Source organism: Micromonospora sp. HM134 (assembly GCF_007833915.1).
Taxonomy (GTDB): domain Bacteria; phylum Actinomycetota; class Actinomycetes; order Mycobacteriales; family Micromonosporaceae; genus Micromonospora; species Micromonospora wenchangensis.
Window position 1 is genome coordinate 6,296,758 of the sequence record NZ_CP041061.1, and the last position, 12,362, is coordinate 6,309,119.

Below are 12,362 nucleotides of genomic sequence, written 5' to 3' on the forward strand. Positions count from 1 at the left end.
GTCCACGCGCACGTACGGACGACGGCGGACACCGCGTGACACACAAACCCGCGTGAAAGAGGCGATTACCGGCCGTGTCGACCCAGCAGACTTCGCAGGAGAACCCACTGGCGGGTTTCGGCCCGAACGAGTGGATCGTCGAGGAGATGTACCAGCGCTACCTCGCCGACCCGTCGAGCGTCGACTCGGCCTGGCACGACTTCTTCGCCGACTACCGACCCGCCCCCGGCGCCGCGACCCCGCGTCCGGCTGACGGCAAGGCCGCGCCGGCCGCGACGCCGGAGCCGGCCGAGCAGCAGGAGCCGGTCGCCACCGTCGCGACCGGGCCCGCCGCGAAGGCGGCGACGGCCACCACCAAGCCGGCCGCCACCGCCAAGCCGGCCGCCGCGCCGAAGCCGGCCGCCGCGAAGACCGCCACCAGGTCCGCCGCGAAGCCGGCGGCCACGGAGAAGGCCGCCCCGGTCAAGCCGGCGGCGAAGGCGCCGACGGCCAGCGCCGCCGGCACCACGCCGCTGCGCGGGGTGGCCGCCCGGATCGTGCAGAACATGGACGCCTCGCTGTCCGTGCCGACCGCCACCAGCGTGCGCGCGGTCCCGGCCAAGCTGCTGGTCGACAACCGCATCGTGATCAACAACCACCTCGCCCGGGGGCGCGGTGGCAAGGTCAGCTTCACCCACCTGATCGGGTACGCGCTGGTCCGCGCCGTGGTCGAGCACCCGGAGCTGAACAACTCCTACGCCGAGGTCGACGGCAAGCCGGCGATGGTCCGCCCGGAGCACGTCAACCTGGGCATCGCCATCGACCTGACCAAGCCCGACGGCACCCGCAACCTGGTGGTGCCGTCCATCAAGGGCTGCGAGCAGATGGACTTCCGGCAGTTCTGGCAGGCGTACGAGGACGTGGTCCGGCGCGCCCGCCGCAACGAGCTGACCATGGAGGACCACTCCGGTACGACGATCTCGCTGACCAACCCGGGCGGCATCGGCACGGTGCACTCGATCCCCCGGCTGATGCAGGGGCAGAGCGCGATCATCGGGGTCGGCGCGATGGAGTACCCCGCGCCGTACCAGGGGATGAGCGAGGCGACCCTGGCCGAGCTGGCGGTCAGCAAGATCATCACGCTGACCAGCACGTACGACCACCGGATCATCCAGGGCGCGCAGTCCGGCGAGTTCCTCAAGGTGATGCACGAGCTGATGCTCGGCGAGCGCGGCTTCTACGACCAGATCTTCACCTCGCTGCGCATCCCGTACGAGCCGGTGCGCTGGGTGCGGGACGTGGCCGTCGACTCCGAAGGCCAGATCAACAAGACCGCGCGGGTGCACGAGCTGATCCACGCCTACCGGGTCCGGGGCCACCTGATGGCCGACACCGACCCGCTGGAGTTCACCATCCGCAAGCACCCCGACCTGGACGTCCTCCAGCACGGGCTGACCCTGTGGGACCTCGACCGCACCTTCCCGGTCAACGGCTTCGCCGGCAAGCAGCGGATGAAGCTGCGCGAGATCCTCGGCGTGCTCCGTGACTCGTACTGCCGGCGGCTCGGCATCGAGTACATGCACATCCAGGACCCGGAGGAGCGCCGCTGGATCCAGGAGCGGATCGAGCGCCGTTACGAGAAGCCGGCCGCCGATGAGCAGAAGCACGTGCTCAACCGGCTCAACGCCGCCGAGGCGTTCGAGACCTTCCTGCAGACCAAGTACGTCGGCCAGAAGCGGTTCTCGCTGGAGGGCGGCGAGTCGCTGATCCCGCTGCTCGGCGAGGTGCTGGAGGCGTCCGCCGAGGACGGGCTGGACGAGGTCGTCATCGGCATGGCGCACCGGGGCCGGCTCAACGTGCTGGCCAACATCGTCGGCAAGCCGTACGAGAAGATCTTCTCGGAGTTCGAGGGGCACCTCGACCCGCGGTCCACCCAGGGTTCGGGTGACGTGAAGTACCACCTGGGCCAGAACGGCAAGTTCACCACCCCGGACGGCGACCACTCGGTCAAGGTGTCGGTGGTGGCGAACCCGTCGCACCTGGAGGCGGTGGACCCGGTGCTGGAGGGCATCGTCCGGGCCAAGCAGGACCGGATCGACCTCAAGCTGGAGGGTTACACCGTGCTGCCGCTGGCGGTGCACGGTGACGCCGCGTTCGCCGGGCAGGGGGTCGTCGCCGAGACGCTCAACCTGTCCCAGCTGCGCGGCTACCGCACCGGCGGCACCGTGCACGTGGTGGTCAACAACCAGGTCGGTTTCACCACCGCCCCGGAGTACAGCCGGTCCAGCCTCTACAGCACCGACGTGGCCCGGATGATCCAGGCGCCGATCTTCCACGTCAACGGCGACGACCCGGAGACCGTGGTCCGGGTGGCCCGGCTGGCCTTTGAGTACCGGCAGGCGTTCAACAAGGACGTCGTGATCGACATGGTCTGCTACCGCCGGCGCGGGCACAACGAGGGCGACGACCCGTCGATGTCCAACCCGCAGATGTACAAGATCATCGACTCGAAGCGGTCGGTCCGCAAGCTCTACACCGAGGAGCTGATCGGCCGGGGCGACATCACCGTCGAGGACGCCGAGGAACTGCTGCGCGACTACCAGTCGCAGCTGGAGCGGGTCTTCAAGGCCACCCGGGACGCGGCCACCACCCCGCGTCAGGTCGGCCGGCCCAGCCGCCAGGAGGAGCCGGAGCCGCAGGTGCAGACGGCCACCGACGCCGCCGTGGTCAAGGCCATCGGCGAGGCGCACGTCAACCTGCCCGAGGGCTTCACCCCGCACAAGCGCATCCAGCAGTTGCTCGACCGGCGGGCCAAGATGTCCGTCGAGGGCAACATCGACTGGGGGTACGGCGAGATCATCGCGTTCGGCGCGCTGCTGCACGACGGGATCACCGTCCGGCTCGCCGGCCAGGACTCCCGCCGGGGCACCTTCGTCCAGCGGCACGCCTCGATCGTCGACGCCAAGACCGGCGAGGACCACCTGCCGCTGAAGTCGCTCACCGCCGACGGCGAGCGGTCCCGCTTCTTCGTGCACGACTCGCTGCTGTCCGAGTACGCCGCGATGGGCTTCGAGTACGGCTACTCGGTGGAGAACGTCAACGCGCTGGTGTGCTGGGAGGCCCAGTTCGGTGACTTCGTCAACGGCGCCCAGTCGGTCATCGACGAGTTCATCTCCTCCGGCGAGGTGAAGTGGGGTCAGCGTTCCGCGGTCACCCTGCTGCTGCCGCACGGCCACGAGGGGCAGGGCCCGGACCACACCTCCGGCCGCCCGGAGCGGTTCCTCCAGATGTGCGCCGAGGACAACATGCGGGTGGCCATCCCGACCACCCCGGCGAACTACTTCCACCTGCTGCGCCGCCAGGCCCTGTCGCCCAAGCGCAAGCCGCTGGTGGTGTTCACGCCGAAGTCGCTGCTGCGGCACAAGCTCTGCGTCAGCCCGGTGGAGGACTTCACCACCGGCACGTTCGCCCCGGTGCTGGCCGACACCGCCGCGCCCGCCCCGGAGCAGGTCAAGCGGGTGCTGCTCTGCTCGGGCAAGGTCTACTACGACCTCTTCCAGGCCCGTCAGGAGCGCGGCGTCACCGACACCGCGATCATCCGGATCGAGCAGCTCTACCCGCTGCCGGTGCAGGAGATCCGGGACGCGCTGGCGGCGTACCCGAACGCGGAGGACTTCGCCTGGGTGCAGGAGGAACCGGCCAACCAGGGGGCGTGGAGCTTCGTCGCGCTCAACCTGCTGGAGCACCTGACCGACGTCCGGCTGCGCCGCATCTCCCGGCCGGCCGCCGCCGCCCCGGCGGTCGGCTCGGCCAAGATGCACGAGGTGGAGCAGACCGCGCTGATCGACGCCGCGCTGCCCCGCCCCTGACCCGATCCGTACCGACCCACCCGGCCCGCCCCTGCCCAGGGCGCGGGCCGGGCCCGTCAGCGAGGAACGAGGAGCACGGTGTACTTCACCGATCGTGGGATCGAGGAGCTGGTGCAGCGGCGGGGCGACGAGCAGGTCACCCTGGAGTGGCTGGGCGAGCGGCTGCGCGACTTCGTCGACCTCAACCCCGAGTTCGAGACGCCGGTCGAGCGCTTCGCCACCTGGCTGGCCCGCCTCGACGACCTCGACGAGGACTGATCCCGGCGACGGTCAGCCGTTGCGTACCGCCGGTTCCAGGCCGGTACGCCGCAGCTTCTGCCAGCCCAGCCGGCCGCCGGTCAGCGCGGTGACCACCGCCTGCACCATCACCAGGTACATCAGCTGCCGGTAGACGAACTGTTGCAGGGGCAGCACCCACAGCACCCCGAGCTTCTCCCGGTCCAGCCGGAACGCCACCACGGCGGTGACGGTCTGCACGCCGAGCATGACCAGCCAGGCCACCGCCGTGGCCTTGCGGTCGAGGAAGAACAGGCCGTACAGGGCCAGCAGGTCGATCACCGGCGCGAGCAGCGGCAGCAGCACCCCGAAGAGGCTGAGGAAGAACAGGCAGCGCCGGGTGAACCGGCCCGACGCGCCCCGGTCGAGCACCGAGCGCCGGTGCTTCCACATCGCCTGCATGGTGCCGTAGCTCCACCGGTAGCGCTGTTTCCAGAGCTGCCCCATGGTCGCCGGGGCCTCCGTCCAGGCGCGGGCGGTCTCCTCGTAGACCACCTTCCAGCCGGCCCGGCCCAGGGCGATGGTGATGTCGGTGTCCTCGGCGAGGGTGTCGTCGGTCATCCCCCCGGCGTAGCGCAGCGCCTCCCGCCGGAAGCCGCCGATCGCCCCGGGCACCGTCGACATGCAGCGCAGCGTCTCGTAGAGCCGCCGGTCGAGGTTGAACCCGATGACGTACTCGATGTGCTGCCACTTGGCGATCAGGCTGCGCCGGTTGCCGACCTTGACGTTGCCGGCCACCGCGCCGACCTGCGGGTCGGCGAAGGGCTGCACCAGCCGGCGGACCGCGTCGGGCTCGAAGACGGTGTCCCCGTCGACCATCACGATCAGGTCGTGCCGGGCCAGCGCCAGGCCGGTGTTCAGGGCGCTGGGCTTGCCGCCGTTGGGTTTGCGGACCACCCGGACGTTGGGCAGGCCGAGCGCGTCGACGATGTCGGCGGTGCCGTCGGTGGAGCCGTCGTCGACGACGATCACCTCGATCCCGCCGGGATGGTCGCCGCCGGCCAGGGAGCGGACCGCCGCGGCGATCCCCTCCTTCTCGTTGTAGGCCGGGACGATCACCGAGACCGGTGCGGTGACCGGCGGCCCCCAGCTCCAGCCCTTGGCCCGCCGCCGTCGGGCGTGCCGCCCGGCCAGCACGAACAGCACGAGGGTACGACCCACGGTGAGCAGCCCGACGACGACGAAGAGGCCGCCGAACACGGTCAGCGTGCTGTCGGCGCCCCGGACCGCCCAGATCAGCGTCCGGCCGCGCCACCGTTCCCCGGTGCCGGCGGGGGTGGCGGCGTCCATCCGGTGGTCGACCCCGGCGGCGGCGAAGGCGAGGTTCAGCCCCTCGGTCGCGGTGACGAACCGGTACCCGCGTTCCTTCATCATCGGGATGAACCGGTCGAGGGCGGCGACGGTCTGCGACCGGTCGCCCCCGGCGTCGTGCCAGAGGGTGACCGCGCCTTCGTCGCCGTCGGGGGCGGCGTTCGCCACGATCCGGTCCACCCCGGGCAGCGACCAGTCCTGGCTGTCGGTGTCGTTGAGGAGCGTCAGGTAGCCCAGGTCACCGGCGGCGGTGACGACCGGCCAGTCCCGGTTGTCGATCGCGCCCGGATGCGACGAGTACGGGAAGCGCACCAGCGAGGTCCGCGTCCCGGTGGCCCCGGCCACGGCGAGCTGGGTCTGGGCGTACTCCAGGCGTTGCCGCCACGCCGGCAGCTCGGCGAGGTCGGGGTGGGTGAAGGTGTGCACGCCGAGCTGGTGGCCGCCGTCGGTCAGCTCGCGGGCCACCTCGGGGTGCCGGGCGACCTGCGAGCCCAGCACGAAGAACGTGCCCTTGACCTGGTGGGCGTCCAGAACCTTGAGCACCTCGCGGGTCCAGACCGGGTGGGGGCCGTCGTCGAAGGTCAACGCGATGGTGCGCGACGGCAGCCGGTAGGAGCGGACCAGTTCGCTGCTGGCGCTGATGATCGGCCCGCCGGTCACCACGGAGGTGGGCACCTCCCGCTGCCCGGCGACGCTGTCCCGGCGGTCCGGGGCGAAGGAGGCGTTGGCGTAGGCGCCGACCAGCAGCACACCGGCCAGCAGCGCGAGCACCGTGCCCAGCAGGATTCCGCTCGGCGGCGGCACCGCCCGCCGCCGCCGGGCCGGCCCGGGTGCACGACGGCGGGTCGATCCGGGGACGCGACGGCGGGTTGCCGGGCCGGCCGGCTCAACCATCGACGCGGACGCCGTCGGCACCGCCGGGGAGCGGGTCGGGCAGGGCGGGCGGCTCGTCGGTGGGCGTCGGCGGGTTGGGCGTCGTGGCCTGCGGCGTCGACCGGGTCGGCCGGGGCGACGCCGTGGAGGTGGCCGGGCTGCGGCTCGGCGACCGGCTGGCGCTCGGCGACGGCGAGGGGCTGGCGGTGCCGGGGGTGACGGAGGGGGTGACCGGGGCGACGGCCGGCCCGCTCCCCCGGGGTGCCCGGGGGGCGGCGGTCGGTGCCACGGTGCCGGTGGTCGGGGCGGGGGCGGGGGTGGTGGTGGCCGGCCGGGCCGGCGCTGACGACCGCTCGGGCTGCGCGGCTTCGTCGACGAAGGGGAGCACCGCGTGCGGGGCGATGCCCCCGGCGAAGCTGACCCCGACCAGCCCGGAGTAGATCAGGACCACCAGCCCCAGGGCGTACGCGAGCCAGCGCAGCCGGGAGTGGCGTCGACCGCTGGGGTCGACGAAGACGGGGACCGGCGGAGGCACGGCGGCGATCAACGCGGTGGGGCCGTCGGTGCGGTCGAGCAGCACGGTCGGCCCATCGATCACCGTCACGTCATTGATACGATGTGGATCGACAGCCGGCCGACCACCGAGCGCGCCCATGGGCTTCGATTCTTCGAATGGCGCATTTTTCCTGCTCAGCCGGTCGGCAGTCATGGGATGCGAGTTTAGGCACGAGGATCACTCAGCTTCCAGCTCGTCCCACGAATGAGACTCGGGTCGCACCGGCGCGCCCCCGCCGGCGACGGTTCAGGGCGAAGGTCCCGGGCGAGACACGACGTGATCTCCTAGGGTGGTGCCGTGGCCCGCAGCGTCTACCTGACCAGCGTGGGGTCCGGCGGGGGTAAGTCGACCATCGCCCTCGGCCTCGCGGAACTCCTCTCCCGGCAGGTCGAACGGATCGGCGTGTTCCGGCCGCTGGTCTCCGACACCGGCGACGACCCGATCCTCGCCCTGCTGCACGACCGCTACCGGATCGACCTGCCCCAGGCCGACCTGACCGGCACCACGTACGCCGAGGCGGCGGCCCTGGTCGCCGACGGCCGACGGGAGGAGCTGATCTCCCGGATCGTCGAGCGGTACCGGGCGGTGGAACGGCGCTGCCCGGCGGTGATCGTGGTGGGCAGCGACTTCACCGACGGCGGGGACACCGCCGGCCCCCGCGAACTGGCCTTCAACGCCCGGCTGGCCACCGAGTTCGGCAGCGTGGTGGTGCCGGTGGTGGACGGCTTCGGGCAGCAGCCGGAGGCGGTCACGGCGGCGGCGCGCGGGGCGTACCACGATCTGGCCGACCTGGGCGCGACGGTGCTGGCGGTGATCGCCAACCGGGTGACCGCAGCGCTGACCCTGCCCGAGCTGCCGGTCCCCGCGTACGCCATCCCGGAGGTGCCGAGCGTGTCCGCGCCGACGGTGGCCGAGGTGGCGGCGGCGCTCGACGCCACCCTGCTGGCCGGCGACGACGCCGCCCTCGGCCGGGACGTGCTCGACTACGTGGTCGGCGCGGCGCACGTGCCGACCCTGCTCGACCACCTCACCGAGGGGGCCCTGGTGATCACCCCGGGTGACCGGGCCGACCTGCTGGTCGCGGCGAGCACCGCGCACGTCGCCGGGCAGGTGTCGCTGGCCGGCGTGGTGCTCACCCTCGGCGAGCAGCCCGACCCCCGGGCGATGCGCCTGGTCGAACGGCTCAACACCGGCTTCGCCGTGCTCTCGGTGACCAGCGACAGCTACGACACGGTCGAGGCGTCCAGCCACATCGAGGGCCGGCCCGGCCCGGCCAACCCGCGCAAGGTGGAGGCCGCGCTCGGCGCGTTCGAGGGTCACGTCGACACCGTCGACCTGGCCCGCCGGCTGCGGGTCAGCCGCTCCGAGCGGGTCACCCCGCTGATGTTCGAGTACGACCTGATCGACCGGGCCCGCGCCGACCGCCGCCGGCTGGTGCTGCCCGAGGGCACCGACGAGCGCATCCTGCGGGCCACCGAGATCCTGCTCCGCCGGGGGGTGGCCGACCTGACCCTGCTCGGCCGCCCCGACGACGTGGCCCGCCGCACCCGCGAGCTGGGCATCGACCTGACCGGCGCGGACGTGGTCGACCCGGCCGGCAGCGCCTGGCGGGACGAGTTCGCCACCCGGTACGCGGCGTTGCGCGCCCACCGGGGCGTCACCGTCGAGATCGCGCACGACATCGTGGCCCAACCCAACTACTTCGGCACCATGATGGTGGCCACCGGGCACGCCGACGGGATGGTCTCCGGGGCCACCCACACGACGGCGGCCACCATCCGTCCCGCCTTCGAGATCATCCGTACCGTGCCGGGCGTCTCGGTGGCCTCCAGCGTGTTCTTCATGCTGCTCGCCGACCGGGTGCTGGTCTACGGCGACTGCGCGGTCAACCCCGACCCGGACGCCGCCCAGCTCGCCGACATCGCCATCTCGTCGGCCGACACGGCGGCCCGGTTCGGCATCGAACCCCGGGTGGCGATGCTGTCGTACTCGACCGGGGACTCCGGCGCGGGGGTCGACGTGGAGAAGGTCGCCACCGCCACCAAGCTGGTCCGCGAACGCCGGCCCGACCTGCTGGTCGAGGGGCCGATCCAGTACGACGCGGCGATCGACCCGCAGGTCGCGGCGACGAAACTGCCGAGCAGCACGGTCGCCGGCCGGGCCACCGTGTTCATCTTCCCGGACCTCAACACCGGCAACAACACGTACAAGGCGGTGCAGCGGTCGGCGGGGGCGGTGGCCGTCGGCCCGGTCATGCAGGGCCTGCGCCGGCCGGTCAACGACCTGTCCCGGGGCGCGAAGGTCGCCGACATCGTCAACACGGTGGCGATCACCACCATCCAGGCGGCCGGATCGTCGGAGGAGGGGTCGTGACCGACCGGGTGCTGGTGCTCAACTGCGGATCGTCGTCGGTGAAGTACCGGCTCTACGACGGGGAGTCGACGGTCGACTCCGGCACCGTGGAGCGGGTCGGCGAGCCGGGCGGCGGGCCGGCCGACCACGCCACCGCCGTCCGGGAGATCCTCGGCCGGCTCGACCTGACCGGGCTGACCGCGGTGGGGCACCGGGTGGTGCACGGCGGCCGGCGGTTCAGCGCGCCGGTCCGGGTCGACGACGCCGTCGTCGCCGCGATCGGGGAACTGGTGCCGCTGGCCCCGCTGCACAACCCGGCCAACCTGGCCGGCATCGCGGTCACCCGGGAACTGCTGCCGGACGTCGCCCAGGTGGCGGTCTTCGACACCGCGTTCCACCACACCCTGCCCGAGTCCGCCGCCACGTACGCCATCGACCTGGACACCGCCCGCCGGCACGACATCCGCCGGTACGGCTTCCACGGCACCTCCCACGCGTACGTGTCGCGGCGCACCGCCGAACTGCTCGACCGCCCGTACGACCGGCTGCGCACGATCAGCCTGCACCTGGGCAACGGGGCGAGCGCCTGCGCGGTGGACGGCGGACGCAGCGTGGCCACCTCGATGGGCATGTCGCCACTGGAGGGGCTGGTGATGGGCACCCGCAGCGGTGACCTCGACCCGACGGTCATCTTCCACCTGCGCCGCGAGGGCGGGATGGGCGTCGACGAGATCGACGACCTGCTCAACCACCGCAGCGGGCTGCTCGGTCTCACCGGGGTCAACGACATGCGGGAGGTGCAGTCCCGGCGGGCCGCCGCGGATCCCGCCGCCGTGCTCGCCTTCGACGTCTACTGCCGGCGGATCACCGGCTACGTCGGGGCCTACCACGCGCTGCTGGGCGGGGCGGACGCGATCACCTTCACCGCCGGGGTGGGCGAGCACTCCCCCGAGGTACGGGCCGCCGCCCTGGCCGGGCTGGACCGGCTCGGCATCGCCGTCGACCCGCACCGCAACGCCGGCACCGGCGACCGGGTGATCTCCCCGGCCGGCGCGGAGGTCAGCGTCTGCGTGGTCGGCACCGACGAGGAGCGGGAGATCGCCCGGCAGACCCGGGCGGTGCTGGCCGGGGCGGACCGAGCGGTGGAGCCGGACCGACCGGGGCGGTGACCACCATCGTCCGGACGGCCGGGCCGGACCGGACCGCCGACCACCTACCGTGCAGTCATGGGGGTGAGGCGGCTGTGCGCCGTGGTGCTGGCCGCGCTGCTCGCCGGCTGCGGCCCGGCCACCGCCGCCACCGACCCACCGCCACCACCGCCGGCCCGGCACGCCCCGGAGCAGGCCCTGCCGGTCGCGGTACGCACGGTCACCGTCGACCCGGCCGGGCCGCGCCCGCTGCCGGTGACGCTCTGGTACCCGACCGAGCGGGGCCGGGTCGCCCCGGGCCGGTTCCCGGTGGTGCTGCACAGCCACGGCCTGCGCAGCCTCCCCGAGCTGCACGCCGCGCTGGCCACCCGGTGGGCCGCCGCCGGGTTCGTGGTGGCCGCGCCGACCTACCCGTACACCAACCGGCGGGCGGCCCGGTTCAGCCGCGCCGACGTCCGCAACCAGCCCGCCGACGGCTGGCGGGTGATCCGGCACCTGGTCCGGCTGAACGCCCGCGCCGGTGACCCGCTCGCCGGGCACCTGGACGTCGGCCGGTTCGCCGCGACCGGACACTCGGCGGGCGGCTTCACCACGGCCGGCATGTTCACCTCCGGCCACCCGGCCCGGCTGCGCTCCGGCGTGATCATCGCCGGGGGCGGGTTGGCGGGCGCCTTCGCCGGGCCGAGCGCCCCGCTGCTGTTCGTGCACGGCACCGCCGACCCGGTGGTGCCGCTGACCGTCGGCCGGGCCGGCTACCAGCGGGCGTCCGGCCCGAAGGCGTTCCTCAGCGTGCTCGGCCAGGGTCACGGCGAATACCTCACCCCGGGCCGGCCGGGCTTCGACCAGGTGCTCGCCACCGTCACCGACTTCCTCCGCTGGACCCTCTACGACGACCGGGAGGCCGGCCGCCGGCTGCGTGCCGACGCCACCCGCCCCGGGGTCACCACCCTCGACGACCGGTTGGCCGACGCCGGGCCGTAGCCGGCCGGGCAGCCGCCACGGGCGGGCACAATCGTTCTCATGTTCCGTCGTCGTATCCCGGTCCTGCTGACCGCCGCGCTGCTCGCCGCCGGCCTCGTCGGCTGCTCGGCGTCTCCGCCCGCGCGCCCCGCCGCCCCGTCGCCGACGCTGGCGGCCAGCGCCCCGGGGGCCACCCCGCAGGCGTCGCGCATCCCCGCCGGCACCGCGCCGACGCAGGCGTTCGCGGTCGGCGTACGGGAGCTGAGGCTGAACCGGGGCGGCGACCGCCCGCTGCCGGTGACCCTCTGGTACCCGGCCCGGGGCACCGCCGGTGGGGCGGCGCAGCGCGACGCCACCGTGGCGGCCGGACGCTTCCCGGTGGTGGCGTTCAGCCACGGCCTCGACGGGCGGCCGACCGACTACCGGGCGCTGACCACCCGCTGGGCGGCGGCCGGTTTCGTGGTGGCCGCGCCGATGTTCCCGCACACCGGCAAGGGCACCGACGGCAGCGTCCTCGACGTGCTCAACCAGCCCGCCGACGTGTCGTACGTGCTGGACAAGGTGCTGGCGCTGGACGCGAAGGCCGGCGACCCGCTGCGCGGCCGGCTGGCCACCGACCGGGTGGCCGCGGCCGGGCACTCGGCCGGCGGGGTGACCACCATCGGCCTGTTCACCACCGGCCGGGACGAGCGGCTGCGGGCCGGGGTGGTCCTCGCCGGGACGGGGCTGGGCGTGGGCACGGCCTTCGCCGGGGCCGCCGCCCCGCAGCTCTTCGTGCACGGCCGGGCCGACGAGGTGGTCGACTACGCCGCCGGCAAGGCCGTCTACGACGCGGTGCCGTGGCCCAAGGCGATGCTCAGCCTGACCCGGGGCGACCACGGCCGGGCCCTGCTCGGTGACGACACGGCCCTGCGGGTGGTCTCCGACACCACCATCGAGTTCCTCCGCTGGACGCTCTACGGCGACGCGGCGGCCCGGGACCGGTTGCCCGCCTCGGCCGCCCGGGGCGACATCGCCACCCTCGACGACCGTCTCTGA

Annotated in this window: 8 protein-coding genes; 6 read left to right on the forward strand and 2 right to left on the reverse strand. The window is 73.3% G+C overall.

Annotation, left to right across the window (positions count from 1 at the left end; genetic code table 11):
• The first annotated feature begins 74 nt into the window (after positions 1–74).
• Together FJK98_RS27280 and FJK98_RS27285 are read left to right on the forward strand one after the other, a co-directional pair.
• Positions 75–3,848, forward strand: a complete 3,774-nt coding sequence (locus FJK98_RS27280) for a multifunctional oxoglutarate decarboxylase/oxoglutarate dehydrogenase thiamine pyrophosphate-binding subunit/dihydrolipoyllysine-residue succinyltransferase subunit (RefSeq protein WP_145921517.1) — start codon at positions 75–77, stop codon at positions 3,846–3,848.
• A 78-nt stretch (positions 3,849–3,926) separates the two neighbouring features.
• Complete coding sequence (locus tag FJK98_RS27285) at positions 3,927–4,106, forward strand: DUF6104 family protein (protein WP_088645992.1); 180 nt, start codon at positions 3,927–3,929, stop codon at positions 4,104–4,106.
• Positions 4,107–4,118: 12 nt separating this feature from the next.
• Here the strand turns inward: FJK98_RS27285 and FJK98_RS27290 are convergent, their stop codons facing one another.
• Together FJK98_RS27290 and FJK98_RS27295 are read right to left on the reverse strand one after the other, a co-directional pair.
• Complete coding sequence (locus FJK98_RS27290; RefSeq protein WP_145921518.1) at positions 4,119–6,329, reverse strand: bifunctional polysaccharide deacetylase/glycosyltransferase family 2 protein; 2,211 nt, start codon at positions 6,327–6,329, stop codon at positions 4,119–4,121.
• The gene (locus FJK98_RS27295; RefSeq protein WP_145921519.1) at positions 6,322–6,912 is read right to left on the reverse strand and encodes a hypothetical protein; all 591 of its coding nucleotides are present in this window, start codon (positions 6,910–6,912) and stop codon (positions 6,322–6,324) included. Before FJK98_RS27295 ends, FJK98_RS27290 begins: the two co-directional genes overlap by 8 nt.
• A 249-nt stretch (positions 6,913–7,161) precedes the next feature.
• Here FJK98_RS27295 and pta point away from each other — a divergent pair, with 249 nt between their 5' ends.
• From pta to FJK98_RS27315, 4 genes are read left to right on the forward strand one after another with little or no spacing between them, the layout of a single operon-like run.
• Complete coding sequence (gene pta / locus FJK98_RS27300; RefSeq protein ID WP_145921520.1) at positions 7,162–9,237, forward strand: phosphate acetyltransferase; 2,076 nt, start codon at positions 7,162–7,164, stop codon at positions 9,235–9,237.
• Complete coding sequence (locus tag FJK98_RS27305) at positions 9,234–10,385, forward strand: acetate/propionate family kinase (RefSeq protein WP_145921521.1); 1,152 nt, start codon at positions 9,234–9,236, stop codon at positions 10,383–10,385. The genes pta and FJK98_RS27305 overlap by 4 nt, the downstream gene beginning before the upstream one ends.
• A gap of 57 nt (positions 10,386–10,442) precedes the next feature.
• Positions 10,443–11,345, forward strand: a complete 903-nt coding sequence (locus FJK98_RS27310; protein ID WP_145921522.1) for an alpha/beta hydrolase — start codon at positions 10,443–10,445, stop codon at positions 11,343–11,345.
• A gap of 39 nt (positions 11,346–11,384) precedes the next feature.
• Positions 11,385–12,362 (forward strand): chlorophyllase, encoded by a 978-nt coding sequence (locus tag FJK98_RS27315; protein WP_145921523.1) that lies wholly within the window; start codon positions 11,385–11,387, stop codon positions 12,360–12,362.